17 protein-coding genes are annotated in these 18,965 nt (G+C 56.0%); 12 read left to right on the forward strand and 5 right to left on the reverse strand.

Annotation, left to right across the window (positions count from 1 at the left end):
* Window positions 1-55 precede the first annotated feature (55 nt).
* The 3 genes from GXX95_00690 (at window position 56) to GXX95_00700 (ending at window position 2,437) form a co-directional block, all read left to right on the forward strand.
* A complete protein-coding gene (locus GXX95_00690) occupies window positions 56-835 on the forward strand; it encodes a GNAT family N-acetyltransferase (protein NLT36664.1) in 780 nt (259 codons plus the stop codon).
* 107 nt (window positions 836-942) lie between these two features.
* Window positions 943-1,458, forward strand: a complete 516-nt coding sequence (locus GXX95_00695; GenBank protein NLT36665.1) for a DNA-deoxyinosine glycosylase — start codon at window positions 943-945, stop codon at window positions 1,456-1,458.
* Window positions 1,459-1,741: 283 nt separating this feature from the next.
* Window positions 1,742-2,437: a zinc ribbon domain-containing protein gene (locus GXX95_00700; GenBank protein ID NLT36666.1), complete on the forward strand. Its 696-nt coding sequence runs from the start codon at window positions 1,742-1,744 to the stop codon at window positions 2,435-2,437.
* A gap of 38 nt (window positions 2,438-2,475) precedes the next feature.
* Here GXX95_00700 and GXX95_00705 read toward each other — a convergent pair whose 3' ends face one another.
* On the reverse strand, window positions 2,476-2,925 hold the full coding sequence (locus GXX95_00705; GenBank protein ID NLT36667.1) for a hypothetical protein: 450 nt from the start codon (window positions 2,923-2,925) through the stop codon (window positions 2,476-2,478).
* Window positions 2,926-3,323: 398 nt separating this feature from the next.
* Here GXX95_00705 and GXX95_00710 point away from each other — a divergent pair, with 398 nt between their 5' ends.
* From GXX95_00710 to GXX95_00725, 4 genes are all read left to right on the forward strand, one after another.
* The gene (locus tag GXX95_00710) at window positions 3,324-5,195 is read left to right on the forward strand and encodes a hypothetical protein (protein ID NLT36668.1); all 1,872 of its coding nucleotides are present in this window, start codon (window positions 3,324-3,326) and stop codon (window positions 5,193-5,195) included.
* A complete protein-coding gene (locus tag GXX95_00715; protein NLT36669.1) occupies window positions 5,182-7,422 on the forward strand; it encodes a hypothetical protein in 2,241 nt (746 codons plus the stop codon). The genes GXX95_00710 and GXX95_00715 overlap by 14 nt, the downstream gene beginning before the upstream one ends.
* Window positions 7,423-7,761: 339 nt before the next feature.
* Complete coding sequence (locus GXX95_00720; GenBank protein NLT36670.1) at window positions 7,762-9,291, forward strand: hypothetical protein; 1,530 nt, start codon at window positions 7,762-7,764, stop codon at window positions 9,289-9,291.
* Window positions 9,292-9,947: 656 nt separating this feature from the next.
* On the forward strand, window positions 9,948-10,703 hold the full coding sequence (locus GXX95_00725; protein NLT36671.1) for a hypothetical protein: 756 nt from the start codon (window positions 9,948-9,950) through the stop codon (window positions 10,701-10,703).
* Window positions 10,704-10,862: 159 nt separating this feature from the next.
* Here the strand turns inward: GXX95_00725 and GXX95_00730 are convergent, their stop codons facing one another.
* Window positions 10,863-12,353, reverse strand: coding sequence for an amino acid permease (locus GXX95_00730; GenBank protein ID NLT36672.1), 1,491 nt, complete (start codon window positions 12,351-12,353; stop codon window positions 10,863-10,865).
* Window positions 12,354-12,546: 193 nt separating this feature from the next.
* Here GXX95_00730 and GXX95_00735 point away from each other — a divergent pair, with 193 nt between their 5' ends.
* The 4 genes from GXX95_00735 to GXX95_00750 all read left to right on the forward strand — a co-directional run bounded on the left by GXX95_00735 (window position 12,547) and on the right by GXX95_00750 (window position 16,720).
* The gene (locus GXX95_00735; protein NLT36673.1) at window positions 12,547-13,443 is read left to right on the forward strand and encodes an AsnC family transcriptional regulator; all 897 of its coding nucleotides are present in this window, start codon (window positions 12,547-12,549) and stop codon (window positions 13,441-13,443) included.
* An 81-nt stretch (window positions 13,444-13,524) separates the two neighbouring features.
* The gene (locus GXX95_00740; protein ID NLT36674.1) at window positions 13,525-14,523 is read left to right on the forward strand and encodes an ABC transporter ATP-binding protein; all 999 of its coding nucleotides are present in this window, start codon (window positions 13,525-13,527) and stop codon (window positions 14,521-14,523) included.
* The gene (locus GXX95_00745; GenBank protein NLT36675.1) at window positions 14,520-15,170 is read left to right on the forward strand and encodes an ABC transporter permease subunit; all 651 of its coding nucleotides are present in this window, start codon (window positions 14,520-14,522) and stop codon (window positions 15,168-15,170) included. The genes GXX95_00740 and GXX95_00745 overlap by 4 nt, the downstream gene beginning before the upstream one ends.
* A 218-nt stretch (window positions 15,171-15,388) precedes the next feature.
* The gene (locus tag GXX95_00750) at window positions 15,389-16,720 is read left to right on the forward strand and encodes a hypothetical protein (protein NLT36676.1); all 1,332 of its coding nucleotides are present in this window, start codon (window positions 15,389-15,391) and stop codon (window positions 16,718-16,720) included.
* A gap of 228 nt (window positions 16,721-16,948) precedes the next feature.
* On the opposite strand, the gene GXX95_00755 is transcribed toward GXX95_00750, so the two are convergent.
* From GXX95_00755 to GXX95_00765, 3 genes are all read right to left on the reverse strand, one after another.
* Window positions 16,949-17,392 (reverse strand): DUF1801 domain-containing protein, encoded by a 444-nt coding sequence (locus GXX95_00755; protein ID NLT36677.1) that lies wholly within the window; start codon window positions 17,390-17,392, stop codon window positions 16,949-16,951.
* 383 nt (window positions 17,393-17,775) lie between these two features.
* Complete coding sequence (locus GXX95_00760) at window positions 17,776-18,012, reverse strand: hypothetical protein (protein NLT36678.1); 237 nt, start codon at window positions 18,010-18,012, stop codon at window positions 17,776-17,778.
* A gap of 106 nt (window positions 18,013-18,118) precedes the next feature.
* Complete coding sequence (locus GXX95_00765) at window positions 18,119-18,313, reverse strand: 4-oxalocrotonate tautomerase (GenBank protein NLT36679.1); 195 nt, start codon at window positions 18,311-18,313, stop codon at window positions 18,119-18,121.
* Window positions 18,314-18,490: 177 nt separating this feature from the next.
* Here GXX95_00765 and GXX95_00770 point away from each other — a divergent pair, with 177 nt between their 5' ends.
* Complete coding sequence (locus tag GXX95_00770) at window positions 18,491-18,859, forward strand: helix-turn-helix transcriptional regulator (protein ID NLT36680.1); 369 nt, start codon at window positions 18,491-18,493, stop codon at window positions 18,857-18,859.
* Window positions 18,860-18,965: the final 106 nt, after the last annotated feature.

Genomic DNA, 18,965 nt, shown 5'->3' on the forward strand with positions numbered 1-18,965 from the left:
AACTTCGGTCGTTCGATGAGCAATGTATATAATCATTTACCTCGAATAATAATTTGTGGACCCCCTGATAGGCAGATGGCTGTGCAATGAGGCAGAGTACCTGCGCATACTTAGCGAGGTGACCAGTTCCCCAATGGAGGAGGACGATGAAGTCCTTATGGCCAGCATGAGGGGGACCCATCCGTTCTTTAACGAGGCCCTCATCAAGGACGCGTCCGCCGCACCGTCGCGCAGCTCGCTATGGACGATGGAGAGCTTCTACCGTCGCCATGATCAGCCATATATGGTCCATGCCTGCTGCACCCCCGATCCCGCGAGGTTCAGGAAAGTCATGTCTGATAACGGCTATGCCCTGGAGGCCATCAACACGGCCATGGCCGTGAACGCATCAACGTTGAACCCTGTGCCCCGGCCATCCGGGGTGCGCCTTCGGCCGGTGGGAACGTCCGAGGACCTGATGCGGTTCTGCCGGACAGCGTGCCGGGGGAACGAGCTCCCACCATCCCTGGAGGAGGAGCTGGTGCGTCTGATGTCAGGCATCGATCCTCGATCGGCATCCCGGCTGACGCCGTTCATAGCGGAACGGGGGAATGAGTCCGTGGCCACCTCCGTTCTCCTAGAGAGCGTGGATTGCGGCGTGTATTTCGTCTCCACCGTCCCCGAGGAGCGCGGGAGAGGCATCGGTGCATGGCTCACATACGAGACCGTCAGGCGAGGGCTGTCCGATGACTGCAGGTCGACCTTTGTGGAGGCTTCACCGGCCGGGTGCTCGATGTACCGCCGTCTGGGATTCACCGATATTGCCCTGGCCGATGAGTACGTGAAACTGCGGTGATCTTGCACAGACCATATCCTCCTCATCAATTGACAGAACAGAGGATGGTTCAACCAGGCTCAAGATGCCCGCAAAATAAAAAGTACCGAGCACGGTTACCGCGGGTGATGCATACGACCGGTCTCCCACCAGTCATCAACGGCTCGTCCCGTGTCATCGTGCTCGGGAGCATGCCGAGCATCATGTCTCTTAACCTGCATCAATACTACGGCAACCCCAGGAACCAGTTCTGGACGATCATGTACTCACTGTTCGGGATGGAGCCTCACCTGGATTACGGGGAACGTATCGCCTTTCTGATGGAGAGGGGGATCGCCCTATGGGACGTGATAGAGAGCTGTGTGAGGAAGGGGAGCCTGGACAGTTCTATCGCACAGGAGAGGACCAACGACCTGAACCGCCTCTTCATGAGCTTTCCCGCCATCGGTCTCGTGGTCTTCAATGGCATCAAGGCCGAGAGGTCCTTCCGGACCAAGGCGGTCCTTGAAGACACCGTTGAAGGAAGACTGCAGTTCTATACAGTTCCTTCCAGTTCACCTGCCAATACTGCTAGGCTCGAAGTGAAAAGGAAAGAGTGGTCTACCATCAAGGCATATCTGGATGAGCGGAGGGACCGCTACTAGATCACGACATCCGAGCTCCGCGTTTTTCAATTCTGGAAGGCCTCAGCGCCCCTGCCACGATTCAGGCCTTCTTCTCAACAATAACGATCCTGCCGTCAGGGGTTCGTGACGAAGGGAGAATACGAGCATATATCATCGACATGAATATCGGCATAGGCGAGATCGTGCTAGCAAGAAAGACCGCGGGCGTGCTGCAATGGAATCGATGTCGAGGCCTGCTCATGTCCATCGAACTGTATGATCACATTCTTTTGGAGGCATCTTCTCCCTTATGTGATATAGGATGGGAGGTGGCGGACTGGCAAGTTCCATAGACACAGCAAAGGATATGCTGGTACGCACGAGGCTCATCAACCAGCGCATCGATGGACTAATGGAGCTGCATAAGCAAGTGATAGGGCACAGGTCCCAGTTGGAAACGGGTCCTTTCACCAGGAACGATAGGCTCCGATCAGATTTATTGTTCAGGCTGGAGGGGATCGACAGGCTCATCAGGTCGGCTAATCATACTGAGGCCAGAGGTAGTTTGAACGCTTACGATCTGGCTTTCAAGTGGAGCCAACCTCTTTTGATCAGGATGTTGAGGGTCAAGGACCTATCCCAGGAGGGCGGTTCCGACACCCTTGGAAGGGTGGATGCCTCTCTGCAGGAGATCGAGAACAAGATAATTCTCGAGGACTACCTAGGTGCAGACGATGCCCTGAAAGAGATGGAGGCCTTGATAGAGGAACCCTCGGCTGACGTCGAGGCCGTTGTATCACAGCCCACCTTACCCACACCAGAGGGCATCCGCCGTGGTGATACGGTATGCGGCCTCTGCGATGCGGAGATAGCTCTCGGAGCGATCATGTGCCCCGTTTGCGGTTATGATCTAAGATCGGCCATATCGGAATGCGGCAGCTGCGGTCGAAAAGTGTCCGAAGCATTCAACAACTGCCCATACTGCGGAGCGGGAACGTCGAGAGGGAGAAAGATTTGACGCTTTTCAGGACCATCGCCCCTATGTTGAACGGGCGATCATCCTCTCTTAAGATCTCTCATCAGCTGAGCGAGCCCTATACCATCTTCATCGATCTCTAGACCAACCTCTCTGGCCCTCTGCATTTTGGATGTCGTTGTGATAATCTCTGTCTCTAACTGCTTGGTTATGCCGTTCAGTTCTTCAGCCTCGCCCAACGCCTTGTCCGCCAGCTTCAAGCATCGATCGTAGTACTTACGCTGGAACAGGTCCTCGCACACGGACAACCTCTCCTTGAACTCCGGCCGGGCGAAATCTGCCATCTCATCGACAGCCTTGGCGAGGCTGACGATCCTCTCCTTCGCTATCGGCCTCCTCTTGACCTCATCATGTACGATGAACCAGTACCCGATGGCGATGGCGCACAGGGAGATGACGAAAATGACGTAAATGTATGGCCAGAGCTCGTCTGAGATGAGTGCTGCTTCGACAGTGCTCAGAGCAAACAACGGTCCATAGCCTCCTTGTGTTTTGATAGAACGGGTGCGGGTGAGAGATGTCCGCTTATCGAGGGTGATGATCGGAGCAGGTCTGATCTCATACTTCCTGGACGCCTTCCGATGAGGTCATGATCAGACCGTCTTGTCGCAGAAGCGACCATGGTGCGGTCAGATGTTGAAGGGGCGTTGCTTGCCCGCGGCCCCATGGAGATCGCATGAACTGTTCCCGGCATCTTAGACCCACCTAAATAAGGCACCATAAGAAATAATAGATGCGGTGCCGCGGCACGAGATCGGACTTTGGACCAGGGGATGGCCAGAAGTAACTTTTCTTCCGAGCGTCGGTCCTTACCTCCGGTAGGGACCTTTTTATTTTAATCATACATTCGATTGACCGGTGAACGGGGGTGTCGGAAACAACCATCCAGACAGCGAGCGTCCAAGATGGCGGCTTCAACTGGAACACGGAGGAGGACCACTGCTTCCGCTACTCCGTGGGGAAGCACAGGACCAAGGTCTTCCTGGGCGGGGACCTGGTGACGTCGTTCGCCGACCACTCCCTGTCCAGGCTGAGAGAGCAGATCTCGAACGCCATGGATGGCTGGAAGAAGAACCTGGACTCCATCACCAGGGACCAATCCCTGACGGAAGCGCAGGCCAAGCGTAAGGGGTCCGATGCGGAGAAGGAGCTGGATAAGCTAAGGATCAAGATGGAGAGGTTGGACGCCCTTGCGCTGGACGATTATCTGTACGATGTCGTGAGAACGGTTTTCCTCGCGGACGCCGAGTTCGGCCAGATGACCCACCTCTTAAAGAAGAGCATCTCCGAAAGGAAGGGCCGTACGGAGAACGAGCTTCTGGTGAGGCATTGGGGCACCGTCGACGGCAACTTGAGCGATGAATGGGTATCGATCCTGAGCGTCAGGATACCTATCCGCTGCACCGACCTGATGGCCAGCGTCTGGGAGGCATCAGGAGCTGAAGAAAAAGGTCTGAACGAGGACCGGTTCATGGAGAGCCGTATCGTACCGTTATTGTGGCTTATGGAACGTTTCATGTCCACCGAAGCCCTGGAGATAGAGATGGGGCAGATGGCCTTGAGGACATCCAAGGTGTTGGCAAGGTGGGATAAGGACCTCGATGGGGAGCTCGGGCAACTGCACCGGGATATTGTCAGAAGGGCGTGCTACGTGAAAGGCCTCATCGACTCCATAGACCTTGAGCGCAGTCCAAGGAGGAGCACGATGTTCCTGGCGCTGAGGGAGGACTACATCGCCTCGTTCCTGTCGTCCTTCCAGGAGTACCGGGGTCTTGCGGACCGCCTGAACCGCTCTAAGGCGATGGACCAGGCGGGATTGGTGGTGGTGGGGATGGGCGGTTCGGGAAAGACCACGTTCCTGCGCAGGTGCTACGAGGTGATGAAAGATGACTATGGGAACGGAGGCCTCGATGAGGACATTGATCCGAAGAGCACCGCTTTCGTGGTCGGACACATGTTCAAGGACATCGAGGTCCCCCTCTTCAGCAGCATGAAGAAACTTTCCTTATGCTGGATGGACACAGCAGGTTCCGAGGACTACCGTCTACTGGGCCAGCAGCTGACGATCTCGGTGAGGGAGATGAGGAAGAAGATGTTCCTCGAAAACCCCGTGGAGTACAACCTGCTGTTCGCGTGGTCCTGTGAGCCCAGCTATGACCTGGTGAAGGACCTCCACGGGTTCGACGACGTCTTCGTCAAGTTCCTGGAGGAAGTGCACAACCTCTCGTTCTTCGACCTCGAGCTCCCGAACAAGATCTTTCTGCTGCTGAACAAGGCCGACAACGCGGAGAAGGCCGGCATCGCGGGGCAGTTCAAGAGCGATCACGAGCGGTGCTTCTTGACCGCCATCAGCGACCATGGGGAGGGATTAACGGGTGAGAGCCTAGGATTCCTATCGACATTGAGCATGAATAAGGTCGAGATCTCCGGGAAACTGCTGATGGCGGTCTTCGGGACGACCGATGACGACCGACGGAAGGCATTCACAGCGGTCCGACTGGGGATCAACCAGGGAGTGATAGGCAACCTGCTGCCGGGTGACGATGCCCAGAGCTTCAAGGAGGAGGTGTACGATGCACACGGCACCGAGGGGCCAGAGGAATATTTTACCGCCACAGTGGCCTGGATCGACCGATACATGTCAGGCCCAGGCCGGGAGAGGTCAGCGCTCACCAGAGCATTGCTCCTGAGCCTGAGGTCTTTCCTGGGAGAGATGAGGGAGGGGGATGAGATCGCTTAGGGCCCTCGACAACGAGCTGGTGAAGCACGACCTGCTCTTTGGGAGGGGGATGGAGAAGCGAACGCTGTGCCAGCTTCTAGCCGACAGCAAGGACGGCGTTCTCCTGGCGGGGCTGGGAGGTATGGGGAAGACCACCCTGATGCTCCATGTCCTCAGGGACCTGGGAGGGGTACGGTCAAGGATCGGCTCATCCCAGCACACCTGCTCCGAGTCCGGCCACTCCCTGTACTTCGAGGACCTGGAGTCCTTCGTCCAGTTCCTCAGAGTGAGAGGAAAACCGGTCCGGCGCTGCGCAGCCACCATAGTCGTGAAGTGGGATGCGGACGGTGCCAGAGAGGAGAGGAGCTTCCAGTTGAGTAGGGAGAACAACGGGGATGAGAGGTCGAACGTCACCACCATCCACGGGGCCTCCACCCTGATGCAAATGGACAGGACGCTCGTAGAGGTCCATCTGGAGGCCAACATCGAGCAGAGGTTCGATGATGCCCAGGTGACCAAGCTGGCATCATCGTCCCTGGTGCGGTTCTCCGAGGGATTGGCGCGGGCGGTCTGTGATGCCAAGAGGGCCCCGGAGATGCTTGACGATGAGCAACGCCCTCGTCGTGGAATGATTGAGGACGAATGGGGGCATATCCCGGCGCTGCTCGTCGACCACTTGAGGGGTTCCGACGCGACCTCGGACAGGAGGTACGCGATGCTTCTGAACCTCCTCGATGAGCGTGTAGGCTCGCTGGTCGAGGACATCAACAAGCATGTGTACATGTCCGCATCCACCTACCTACGGTCCGAGGACAAGCTCCGGCGCCGAATATCCCTCCACGAGTTCGAGGAGGAACTGACCGTCTTCCTGGAGAGCATCAACCTGGACAGGCTCATCCCCGGCGATTCCACGTTCTGGCGCTGGTACATCGGCATCGATCACCTGGAGCGAGGATCGTTCGGATGGACGCTGGACACCAAGAGGGAGGCGGTGAGGGTGCTGTACGAGAAGATCATGGGGATGGACGGTTTCCGCCTCATGACCGCCATCGAGAACAATCCCCGAACCCTCTTTCGTCATGTTGAGGATGGCGCCGGTACGGCCAGTTTCGTACAGGGAGGAAGGAAGATCAGGATGCTGAGCTTAGGGATGCCGGACCAGACCCAGTTCGTCCAGGAGGCCTCGTCCCTCATTACCGATGAGGTCGAGGACCTGGAAGGGTTGTCGCCGTCCGTTGTGGGCAGGAGCATTGCTCAATTATATGAACGATGTTCGGGCCGGATGCGCCTGTACTTCCTGGTGAGGAGCATCAAGAACCTGCCGTCGATCGCCCAGCGCGGTGTCGATGACATATCGCCAGACACTTCGTTCCTGGACAGGCAGATAAGCGAGGCGCTGTTACACCTGGGCATCCTGTACGAGTACGACCGCAGCATGGAGAACATCCCTGCGGTGCAGCCCCTGATCGTTCTAGCTCACATCATGAAGGATGATCGGTCTCCGAGCTCAAGGAGAGGGATCTCAAGAAGGGTGATGGCATGGCTTCTGGAGACCTTCGAGAACGTCCATACCATGGAGATCGAGCAGTACCTGGAGGCGATGGAGCTGTACGGTGTGCTGTCCGGGAATGGAGACAGGGTCGAGTTCTTCGACCCCGTGATCGAGCGGGAGTTCGATGGACTATCGGAGAAGAGGGCGATCATAATGCTCCCGTTGATCCGCACCTTCCAGTCGCGCTCGCGTCTAAGGGAGTTCTTGAGCTCGATGACAGTGGAAGACCTGAGCGATATCTCCGGTTATGCGGAAAAGTTCTTCACGAACACCTCCCAGACCTTCAGGCCGGACAACGGACCGTACGAACTGATGCTGGCCGAGCTCGACGCCGACGACGGCCAGCAGAAGTGGAAGGAGAAGATATCGATACTTCTGTCCCTGGCGGTGCTGGGGAAGGTACCCTTCTCCCCGAGCCAAAAGAAGGAACAATCGACCAGGACGGCCAAGCTCATCAGCGAGATGTTAGACAGCGTTAACGATAGTAAACTATCTTCCAACTTTTCCAGGGTTCTGCTCTTGCTAATGCAGGAAGGTTCGTCGAGGGCCTGTGTTAGCTGTGGTCAGCTCCTCGAAGAAGGCCATTTTTTCTGTCCTGCATGCCACACCGATCACAGGCCGGTGTGCGGCGGCTGCGGCGCCCGCAACTCCCCCATCTTCATGTTCTGCACCAACTGCGGCTTAAAGCTCAAATGAGCACCAGGTCCACACGGGAGCGTTATTGAAGGTGGATGTTAGGCCGCTCATTCTCGACAACCATCAGACCTTCATAGCTTAAGGGTTCGTTCGAGAAGGGCCCTCAATATGTGAGGCACGGACCTTGAATGCAGAAGGTCGGCCCGACTTCTAATTTTGTTATCGTTCACCGGGCCTTCCATTTATCTAGACCTGTGGAACGAGCGGGGAGGGCTTGTTCTGGCGACATGATGGGAGTCATAAGGGTCTGGAGGAAGCGAAAAGGAACAAAGTGAGAGAAAACGGGACATGGGGGAGAACGATGGAAAAAAGAATAGGCGAGATGAAGGGAGGAATAAAATGGACAAGAAGTTGATCGCGACCGCAATCGTCGCGGTATTGATGATAGGTTCTGTAGGCGTTTTCGCAAGCGCCTCATTAACAGGCAAAAATGGCACTTCGATAGCTCTGACACCGGTAGCGTCGGTCATTGAGATTGGTGAATCCATCCACATAGATGGAAAACTGCGGTCGGGTGGGGGCATGCCCGACACCATGGTGACCCTGATGATCACCAAGCCGGACGGAACGAGCGACTACCCTGTGCAGGGTGCTAACGTGAGGACTGACAGCTCAGGGGATTTCGACATCGACTATGTGGCGGCCAGTGAGGGAACGTACAAATTCACGGCGGCATTCGCTGAGACCGAATCCTACAAGGGATGCTCTGTCATCACTCAGGTATTAGTGGAGAAGAACCCTCTCCCCGTAGGAGATAAGAGAGAGACCACAGTAGTGCTGACCCTAGCGGCTTACGATGTTGACATCGGTAAGAACATGCATGCAGATGGACAGCTCACAGGTACTTCAGGCATTGCAGGAGTGACCATGACGCTGAACGTAAAGAAGCCTGACGGAAGCTCCGCCAACCCCTCTCAGGGGAAGAGTGTTGTCACTGATAGCTCAGGCAAGTTCTCAATTGATTATGTACCGACCGCGGTCGGTTCATACCAGTTCACCGCCACGTTCGCGGGAAATGATGAAAACAAGGGGTCGACGAAGACTGTTTACTTCACTGCGAACGAGGGGGGTAATAAGGTCTGCGCTATGCCGTGGCCATCCAAGATTGATATGATCCAGGTGCCGACCTCGATGATCGCCGGCGAGACCTACACTTTCAAGTGCCAGCTGTTCGTCAAGACGTACGATGAGTACTGCAAGGTATCTCCTTGGAAACCGGGTGCGGACGCGGAGATCACCTGGACCTTCAAGAACAGTAACGGGGTCTCGGTAAGCATCGAATCCACATCATCGCTTAAAGAAGGGATAGCGACAGTTGAGTTCCCCTGCTACATGGCGGGCCAGTGGAGCGTGGAAGCCCACTTCCCAGGCAACGAGAAGTACCTGAAGGTGGACGGGCACGCGAGCACCAAGGCTACTGGGAACACAGTTTACTGGCATGGCCTATGGATAACTGTCGAGAAATGGTACATAACCGCCGATCCCAGTAAATACCCGACCGATTTCGGCTGGGATATCGGATACATGTACGATCCCGTGTTCGTTCTGCTGAAGGTCAAGAACGCTCAGGACACCATCAACACGAACATGGTTGTCCAAGACCTATATGTGACGGACACTGACGGACAGGCCTACTGGGGCATGTCTGGCAATTTCATCGGAACGAACTTTTTCACCAGCGGTCTAGCCCCTGGCGGTGAGGCCAAGGTTTGGGTCTGCTTCTGGGTCCCTAACACTCAGTCACTGGTGATCAACGGACTGTACGGCGTGGTGCACACAAGCAGCGATTGGTACTACCAGGACTTCGGATACCTAGGTCCTAAAACCTACAATGTGAACATCCCGTTACCGGTGCAGTCACCTGCATAAACCCTCTCCTTTTTCCCTTTTTTTATTTTTTATTACACTGTTATTTATAAATTCAGAGATGGCCAACAACATCAATTCATCCTCGCTCGAACCCAGTATGAACCTCAGCTATCTGAGTGCTTACTCATTTTCGTAGAAGGTTCGTGGACCTTCGATTTTCAATAACCTTCCGTGGGACATCAAGATATCTAGCTCAAGGGATCGTAACATCGATCACTGATAAGCTGGAACAGGTGAAAAGCGTTCAGGGATCCTCGGGATGAGACCTTGATGAAATAGTAACAAGCGAAGGGGGAATGGTGTTGAAAATGGTGAGACTTTCAGCGCATTTGGTGGCCACCATAGCCATCATAATCACCGCTGCTTTTGTACTGGTGATGTTCATCGGCCGAAGATTTGGATCAAAGACCTGAAAGGCATGAGCGGGATGTTGCCAGCGTTCTGTAGACGCATGAAATGATTTTAGTGATGTCAGGTGAACGACCAAAATGAATAGGGAGATATGTGGCATTAGGCAGGTCGACCAATAAACAACTCTATCTTTATGCCTTCGAGGACGATACACCATCTCATACGGGTCAGACCGTTGAGGTTCCCTAGGTGCATCACAGGGACTGTCAGGCTCTGCCCCAGCAAGGTCGGTCCGAGTCGATTGCATGAAGGGCGATGGCACAAGTATTTGGAAATGGGGTTTTCTCGCTGTAATGGTGTTCGTGGCCTTGGCAGCTACCACATTGCTTCTGCCATCGATCTCCATGGCGTTGGTCTACGATGATCCACTCACCACCAGCAATGTGAGGATAAGGTCCGGCACCGGCTCTTTCTCGTCCTTAACTGACGAGGTCAAGCGTGTGAACGCCCAGCCCGGTGCCACCCTGTCGGGGACGATACGCCTGGACACCTCTAATGGGATGGACTCGGCCTTCGTCGCCCCCCTTATCTGGACCCGTTCCTGGGGTGCGCACTATGCGAGCTTCGAGACCATCGAGCCGTGGATAGGTACCGGGGTCCGCGAGCACACGGTCGATATTTCTTTCACCGCACCGGAGGAACCGGGTACATACTACCTCATCTTCGCCTTCAACGCTGAATACAATGGATCGCAGGTCGCCTCCCTCACGAACTGGCGTTATTATGATGAGAAAGGGAGCGTTTCCTGGGGCGATGGGAATGACGTGGCCGATCTGTCAAGTTCCAAGATCGCGGAGGTGCAGGCGAACGGCCGCACCAACGTCAGCTACCAGTTCAACGGGTGGTCGCAGGGGTGGACGCTGCCCGCGGACGCCGTCACCATCGTTGTCGGTGGGAGAAGTGATGGCGCTACTACGTTCCCGGACTGGGTGCCGATCGCCTTCGGTCTGACGGCGATAGCCTTCGTCGGGGTCATGCTCATGATCCGAAGGTCATTGTAATGGGGGGCGGTGATATGCTTTAATGAACTATTCTCCGTGATAGTTCTGAAACAAGGTCCTTTTTAACACATTACGTTTGACAACGTTCTCGATCAGCCAACAACTCCGCTGTTCGACCTTCCAGCCCATGAAATTTTTCATCGCGATGGAACGAGGTCGTTATCGTCTATCGTGTTCCACAATCTTGAAAGCGGGTTCCACGTCCTTCCTGCGGTAGATCAGCAGCTTGATGTGATGGAGGGGGTGGGCAAGAAATTTGGTGCTCTGGGCGGCGGCCCGGGCCAGCACCGCCTCGGTGGAAAGGAACGCCGCCTTAGCAGCGGCCAGCTCCTTCTTGGGCGAGAAGAACATGTATATAGGGACACCCACTGTAAGCAGGACCATGGATACCAGGATCTCCCACGGTCCTGTTAGGAATATCAGTAGGAGGGAGAATGCTGCGCCAGCAATAGGTACCGCTAGCTTCCCTCTGAACGACCTCCCCCGTTCGGGATATTTTTTCATCAGTCCGATGGTGGACAGGCACGTGCTCAGGTAGACGAAGGATAGCAGGAACACGGACGCGTTGATGAGGGACGACAACCCTCCAAAGACGCTGATGATGAACGCGCTGGAACAGAGGACGATGATGGCGACGTACGGAGCATCGCTCCTCTTGCCCTTTCTAGCCAATGAATGGGGCAGGAGACCGTCCAGGGACATGGCGTAGGCCAGTTGAGTGGAGCCAATGGTGCCTGACTCGTCCGCCCCCATGATGGAGAACAGGGCCCCTATGCCTACGATCGCCAGGAGGATCGGGGCTACGGCAGTGAAAGGATCGAACAACAGATGGGCGGTGGTGATGAGCGGTGTGCCTGAACTTATCAGAGCTTCCTGGCTGACGCTACCGACCACTACCAGGTTGGTCAGTAGGTAGAAGGCGATCACGATCATCATTCCGATCATAATGGAGCGAGGGATGGTCCGCTCCGGCCGTTCCACGTTCTCCGCCGGCAGCGTCGAGAGCTCGAACCCCGCGTAAGCCCAGAACACTAGCACTAGGGCGTTGCCAAACGACCCGGCATCACCGGTGAAAAATGGGCTCAGGTTGTCGCCCACCGTCGATGGATGGATGAACATGAAGAACAAGCCACCTATCACAATCATCACCAGCGGGAGCAACTTTATGATGGTGAGGACATCGTTCGCCCGTCCCGCCGCTTTAACGCTGACTATGTTGGTGACCATGATGAACGTGACGAAGCCGGCTTTCAGCAGTATGACACCGAAGGCATCGACGCCCGGTACCAAGGTCGTGAAGTACTGGGCGAAGGCCACCGGGAACACCGCTAGGGAGAACCACTGAGCCAAGAGCAGGCTCCACCCAACCATGAAGCCAGCGAAGGGAGTGGATACGTCCTTCACGTAGGCGTATGGGCCTCCCACCCGGGGGAGCAGGGTAACGCAGTAGGAGAAGCTCAGGGCGATGACCATGGCGATTACGCCGGCGATTACCCATATTACAAGCGCAGCAGGACCAACCAGATGGGCCGAGAGCCCCGTAGCTATGTATATGTCCGCCCCGATGATGGAACCGACCACCATGTTCGTCACATCGAAGGTATTGAGCTTCCTGGTGAGCACGACCTTCTCCTTTGTCGGTGGTCCCATTGAGAGTGGATTCGCCTCATAGGGTATTTTTAAACATCCATGGTGCTCTCTTTGACAAGTAAACAACTTTCTTGGTAACTATTAGGCTGTTCTGAAAAAGGGAGGGACAATATCTAGTACCGACAGCAGAAAAGTTTGGTCTTCAGAACGTGGACGCCTCCTTTATCTTCGCCAAGGTCATTAGGGGCCGGCGATGGACGAGACGGACGTTCTTATAATCAAGGAACTGGCGATCGACGCTCGACTGCCGTACCGGGACCTCGCCGACCGCCTGTCCCTTTCCGTAAACGGACTTCATAAGCGCATCCAGCAGCTAATCTCCAAGGGCATCATCGTGGGATTTCGGGCCAACATCACTCCGCTGGTGACCGGCGGGAGCGTCATCGGCCTGTGCGGCCGGTCCTCCTCCACCGACCTGTCCGCTACCATCGAACACCTTGGCGGCCATGAATGCACCGCCAGGGTCATCGCCACCGGAGGCCAGTTCCTCTACGTGGACGCCTTCCTTCGCAACAATCAGGAACTGTTCGATTACCAGTCCTTCGCCCGTGAGGTTGGTAAGATCGACGACCTGAAGACCCTAGCATTGTTCACCATCGGGGAGCCGCCGTCGAAGGATCCCTTGACCAAGCTAGACTACCGCATCGTGCGAGCGTTGTCGGACGATTGCCGCCGCCCCCTGCAGGAAGTGGCCGCTGATATAGGCTCAACCGCCAAGACCGTGAAGCGGAGGATCGAGCACATGGAGGCCAACCACTATGTGAGCTTCAACATCGACCTCATCCTATGCTCCTCCGGAGACCTCATATCCATCGTCCACGCCAAGCTACGGCCGGACCGCCGCCTGGAGGACATGTTCCCGGTATTGATCAACAGGAAGGACCCCCACACCCTGGGGATATCCGCATCGAACGTGGAACCGGGCATGATGATATTCTCCATGTGGGCGCGGGACCTCAAGGAGCTGCGGGAGGCGGAAAGAAGCCTCAACTCCGGCGACGACTTTGAGTCCATGTTCTCGAACCTGTACTACGACATGCGCATCTACCCCACTTGGTCGAAAAAGCTCGTCGAGGCGCGAGCGAAGTGACTGGCATTATGGCCGGTCGTCGTTCCGTACCCTGCCGGGGGGACGAACTGACCATATTTATGTCAAAGATGACGCTTTCCGTTGGCCGCCAGGGTACATGACCTCAAGAGCCCGCCCCTCGGTTCGATGTTCCAGAGAGTTGAGCACATGGAAGCTATCATCATCGAGGACCTGGTAAAGAAGTATGGACAGTTCACGGCCGTGGACCGCGCCACCCTGAGGGTGGACGAGGGTACTGTCTACGGGCTTATTGGGCCGAACGGAGCAGGCAAGTCGACCATCATCCGCTCCCTGCTGGGGCTCATCCCCTACCAGAGCGGGAAGGTGATAGTGTCGGGGACGGACATGAGCGGCCCTGATGCCCAGAGGAAGATCAGGGTGGGCTACCTTCCCCAGAAGGCGGCGTTCCAGGAGTGGAGGACCTGCGAGCAGGCCCTCCTGACCCTCGGGCGTCTCTCCGGCCTGGAAGGCGAGACCTTATCCACGAGAGTGGACGAGGTATTAGCCCAGCTGGGCCTGGAGGAGCACCGGAAGAGGAAGGTCAACAAACTTTCCGGGGGGACGCTGCAGAAGCTGGGGCTGGCCCAAGCGATGCTGCACGAGCCATCCGTGCTGATTTTAGACGAGCCCATGGCCTCCCTGGACCCGGCCAGTCGGTTCATGTTCAAGAAGATCATCAGGGAGCTGAGGGATTCTGGGACCACTATCCTATTCTCGTCCCACATATTGTCTGACGTTGAGGACCTGGCCGATGCCGTGGGACTCCTACAGAACGGAAGGGTGCGCTACTCCGGACCGATTGACGGGCTGGAGAGGATGGTGTCCCTGCGCTCGGAGCTGGTGGTGGAGCTGGCGGACGATAAAGGGGAGTGGAGGTCGGTGAGCGTCCCCGGGACGGACATCCGTCAACCCTCGCCCGGCTGGCTTGTTGTGCACATCGAGGATGCCGCGCAGTGGGATGCTCTGGCATCGAGGATCGTGGAGGCTCTGATGAAGGCTGGCTGCCACATCCGGGCGTTCAACCGCCACGACCCCAAGCTCGAGGACGTGTACATGGCCTACGTGGGGGGATCGCAATGAGCCTCGGCCTGCTGTTCAGGGACGAGGTCAACGGATTCTACCGCTCCAAGGTCATGATAGCCCTGCTGGTCGGTATGCCCCTTATCGCCGTTCTAATGTACCTCCTGTCCCCGGACCTGGAGGGGATGCCCCTGGGCGCCTTCACCGCAGTGACCATATCGTCGATGGCAGGGCTGCTGGCCTCGACCACGCTCGCTGTGAGCATCATCAACGAGAGGACGCAGGGCGTGTACGACCTCTTCCTGGTGCGGCCGGTGAAGCGCTCTCACCTCCTGCTGGCAAAGTACCTGGCAGTGGTGGCCTGTGTCATCGCAGCGGCCATCTTCGCTCTGCTGGTGGCGAACGCCTATGACTGGTCCGTCTTAGGTTATGTGGAGCTGGATGGGCTGGGGCAGCCGGCGCTGGTCGTGGTGACCATGGCGGCCGTGTCCTGCGCGGTAGCGGTGCTGGTCGGCACCCTCGTGAGGTCAGTGCTGCTGGGCGTGATCCTCACCATCTACGGAGGGAACCAGCTCTCGGCGGTGATAGTCCTCAGCTCGCTGGAGAACGTGGTGTCTATGGAGATGGCGGCGATGATCGGCCTGGCGCTGGCAACGATCGTACTGGCATCGGCCCTGGTGCTCTTCTCCCGCAAGGTCAGCAGCTGAGGATTGGACCCGATGATCCCTGGGAGGGTGAGGGTTTTTCCTGGTGATTTTTAGAACACATCTACGCGCCGTTGACTTTCTCTTTCCTTCTTGAACGAGATCCGGTCGAGGTCGGGTCCTAATGAGACAGGTGGTCCAGATACCTTATTCCCTCATCATCTGGAAATTGAGTTTCACGGACGATTGTTGATATATAAAGAAAATATGAGATTTAATGCATGGCGATGTCCAAAGGCTCCAAGAATGGAACTATCACCATCGTGACAAGCCCCGTCACGGAGCATGAGAAGGCCATCAGCATAGATGCTCCTATCGTGCTAAGGGACATCATTGAGCTAGACCGACTGCAGAAGATCATGGACGATTTCTTCGAGCTCACCAATATGGGCATCTCCATCATGGACATGAACGGTGAGCTCCTGGTCCAGTCAGGATGGCACAATATCTGCACCCAGTTCCACAGGAAGAACCCTGAGTCGCTGAAGAACTGCATCTACAGCGAGATCCATCCCACCAGATCATTGAAGGTGGGCGAGACGGTCGGATACAAGTGCAGGAACCACATGTGGCATGTCGTCACCCCCATCATCATCGAGGGACACCACCTAGGTAACGTCTTTCTTGGACAGTTCTTCTACGACGATGAGGACCTCGACATCAACGTGTTCGCCGATCAGGCGGACAAGTTCGGGTTCGAGAAGGAGGAGTACTTGGAGACACTGGAGAGCGTTCCTCGATATAGCAGGAACAAGGTAGAGACATCGATACGTTTCTGCGTCAATCTTACCACGCTCATCTCCATGCTCAGCCTGGGCAAGTTGAACCTGCTGAGGGAGAACGCCGAGCGGAGACGGATAGAGGAAGCGTACCGGCGGACGAACGAGAAGCTGAACCTGTTGTCCAACATCACCAGGCACGATATCAATAACCAGCTTCTCGTCCTGAGAGGCAACCTCGAGCTGGCCCAGAAGGGGACCACCGAACCCGGCATGCTCTCCAGGATGGCGAAGATCGAGAAGGCCACGGACAACATCTGGGCACAGATCCGTTTCACCAAGGACTACCAGGAGCTGGGGTCGACCGCCTCCCGCTGGCAAAGGGTCGGGGACCTCGTGGCCGAGCGCGGGCGGGCGCTGGATATCAAGGAGATCAACTTGTGCGAACAAGTGCTAAGACTGGAGCTCTTCGCCGATCCCATGCTCGGCAAGGTGTTCTATAATCTCATGGAGAACAGCGCGAAGTATGGCGGAAAGGCGATCACCGCGCGATTCTGTTGCCATGATGACAAAGAGGACCTGCTGCTCATATATGAGGACGATGGCAACGGCATATCGGCCGCGGACAGGGAGCACCTGTTCAAGCGGGGCTTCGGCAAAGGGACGGGGCTCGGACTCTTCCTTTCAAAAGAGATCCTAGGCATAACGGGCATCACCATCCAGGAGACCGGCGAGTACGGCAAGGGAGCAAGATTCGAGATGAGAGTCCCCAAGGGCATGTTCCGGTTCGCTCAAGGGGACCCGGGACGAGATCCGCGAGAAAAGACTGGTTAATCTTGATGGTTAATGTCTCTAACCATACCTTATGATACGGCTGTTGTCGATCATGAGCATGTCGCTCGTTTGCGGTATAGCTAATCACCTTATGGATATGGGTGTGTCGATACCAGCAGAGAGCAAGTCCTTGAGCGACGAGCTACGTCATGAACGATAGGCCTGTGGATCCTGTTCAAACGCGAATCTTGATCCCATCAGATTGAGGCCCAGGGTAGGTCACGGGCGTCAGCTCACCGCTCTCCTCACGAGATCGGCGATCTTTTTCTCCTCAGCGGCGGTCAGCTCCGTCAGCGCGTAAGCGACCGGCCACATATTCCCTTCGTCGAGGTTAGCCACATCGTCGAAACCGAACGTCATGTACCTCTCCTCGAACTTGTTCCCGCCGCGGAAGAAGCAGACGACCTTCCCGTCCTTGGAGTACGCGGGCATTCCGTACCAGAGTCTCGGCACCAGGGCCGGTGCCGTGGTCCTGATAATGGCATGGATCCGCTCTCCCATTGACCGATATGGCTGTGGCATCTTGGCGATGGCCTCGAGGACGGCGCTCTCCCCGTCCGCTTTGCCCGCGCCCGGGCCGGGGGATTTGGTCAATCCCTTCACGCCCACGTCGGCAGAACCCTCGCTTGACCTATGCACCCCTTTGCGAGATGGCTGTGGTGTATTCGCCATTTCTTACCTCGGCATTTACCTAGTGTTCACAAAGACTATTAGTTTTCTTTCGATCTCATCTAGGCTACATTGTAGGTTAATACCGGATGTCTGGTCGTTGAAAACATTCGATTTTCTTATCTCCCGGGTGCCCCCTAAAAATAGACTCGTAATTATGAGGACCATCAATGGCTGGTTACGGCCCCAGGTGACTTCCAGCGAGGCCGTTGAACTCGACACCTAACATGATGTTCACGCCGGCAGCAGCAAGGGAAGTGGCTTTCACAGCGTTCGACTTTCAATCGATCGGGAATGGACCTTGAACGATGATGTGGTGGATGGCTCGTTATAACAGTCTTCAGGAGAACATCGGGGAAAAGGGCGGTTTACTTAGGGTTCCCCATTCATCTCATCGGAGTTGCTTCCTTCCTCCACATCTTGACACCATAGGCTGATATAACAAAGTACGCCAGCCACATCGGGAGCTGCCCGAGCATGGACGGTTCAAGGATGCACAGCGCACCCCACGCCCCGCTGGTGAGCATCCAGACGTAGAATCCCTCTATCCGCCCTCTCGCGTTGATGATGCCCCCGATCACCGAGGTGATAGAAAGCAAGAGGCCAAGCCAGATCGGTATCATGTCACATCTCTCCTTTCTTACAAGGGTTAAGAAAAAAGGGGTAAGCGTTTCATGCCCCTGGAGCTCATGCATTCCATCGCGGTACCTCGGTCTGACCACATGGCCATCATCGCCTAACGTTCATAGAGGACAGCTGGTGGCCGCCCACGCCCATATTCTCCCTGCTGAGCTCACGTATGAGCACGACCATCGCCTCCGGCGGCATGCCTGTCACGTCGCAGACATCCCGGGTGAATGAGATGATCAGCTTCTCCTTCTGTTCGCTCGACAGCGGCCCCATTTCCAGTGTAATTATTGGCATCGGTTCATCTCTCCTTGTCCATTTTCCATGCATCCTTTTACATCTTTTTTCAGGCAGCGGAAGATTAACGGTTCGCTGCAACACAGGATATGCGGTATCGATACATAGCGTGAACAGAATACACCTTGGTATTAGCTACCAAATTGTATACTGGTGGTCGATAGGGGAGCTTTGCCTATGCGTCAGAAGAAGTACCATGGTCCGGTCGAAGCGACCGTTGACATTCTAGCCGGCCGGTGGAAACCGCTGATCCTCTGGGCTCTCCGGGACGGAACGCTCCGGTTCGGGCAGATCGCTGACGAGCTCTCTATCGTCACTCCGAACATCACTCAGAGGATGCTCACCAAGCAGCTTCGCGAGCTGGAGGACGATGGGCTCGTTGCCAGGAAGGTGTACCCTGAGGTGCCGCCCAGAGTGGAGTACACGCTCACCGAAAGATACAGGACGCTAATGCCAATAGTTGAGATGATGTACATCTGGGGAAATGAGCACATGGCCGACCGGATCGGAAGTGGAAGCGAAGATAAGGATCCTCAGCAACGGTGATGTTTCCATTATTGTTGGATCACCATACCGAGGTTCGCTCGAAGATCGCCTCGCATGACATGAGGATGCTGGCCTAGATATCGTTAACATCAATGGAACTAACTTC

It is taken from the genome of Methanomassiliicoccus sp., from assembly GCA_012719175.1.
Classification (GTDB): Archaea; Thermoplasmatota; Thermoplasmata; order Methanomassiliicoccales; family Methanomassiliicoccaceae; genus UBA6.

What these genes read in the sequence shown, in the direction of transcription:
- GXX95_00695 (NLT36665.1), top strand. Translation starts at nt 943, where the DNA reads ATGCATACGACCGGTCTCCCACCAGTCATCAACGGCTCGTCCCGTGTC.
- GXX95_00700 (NLT36666.1), top strand. Translation starts at nt 1,742, where the DNA reads ATGGGAGGTGGCGGACTGGCAAGTTCCATAGACACAGCAAAGGATATG.
- GXX95_00715 (NLT36669.1), top strand. Translation starts at nt 5,182, where the DNA reads ATGAGATCGCTTAGGGCCCTCGACAACGAGCTGGTGAAGCACGACCTG.
- GXX95_00720 (NLT36670.1), top strand. Translation starts at nt 7,762, where the DNA reads ATGGACAAGAAGTTGATCGCGACCGCAATCGTCGCGGTATTGATGATA.
- GXX95_00725 (NLT36671.1), top strand. Translation starts at nt 9,948, where the DNA reads ATGAAGGGCGATGGCACAAGTATTTGGAAATGGGGTTTTCTCGCTGTA.
- GXX95_00730 (NLT36672.1), bottom strand. Translation starts at nt 12,353, where the DNA reads ATGGGACCACCGACAAAGGAGAAGGTCGTGCTCACCAGGAAGCTCAAT.
- GXX95_00735 (NLT36673.1), top strand. Translation starts at nt 12,547, where the DNA reads ATGGACGAGACGGACGTTCTTATAATCAAGGAACTGGCGATCGACGCT.
- GXX95_00745 (NLT36675.1), top strand. Translation starts at nt 14,520, where the DNA reads ATGAGCCTCGGCCTGCTGTTCAGGGACGAGGTCAACGGATTCTACCGC.
- GXX95_00750 (NLT36676.1), top strand. Translation starts at nt 15,389, where the DNA reads ATGGCGATGTCCAAAGGCTCCAAGAATGGAACTATCACCATCGTGACA.
- GXX95_00755 (NLT36677.1), bottom strand. Translation starts at nt 17,392, where the DNA reads ATGGCGAATACACCACAGCCATCTCGCAAAGGGGTGCATAGGTCAAGC.
- GXX95_00760 (NLT36678.1), bottom strand. Translation starts at nt 18,012, where the DNA reads ATGATACCGATCTGGCTTGGCCTCTTGCTTTCTATCACCTCGGTGATC.
- GXX95_00765 (NLT36679.1), bottom strand. Translation starts at nt 18,313, where the DNA reads ATGCCAATAATTACACTGGAAATGGGGCCGCTGTCGAGCGAACAGAAG.
- GXX95_00770 (NLT36680.1), top strand. Translation starts at nt 18,491, where the DNA reads ATGCGTCAGAAGAAGTACCATGGTCCGGTCGAAGCGACCGTTGACATT.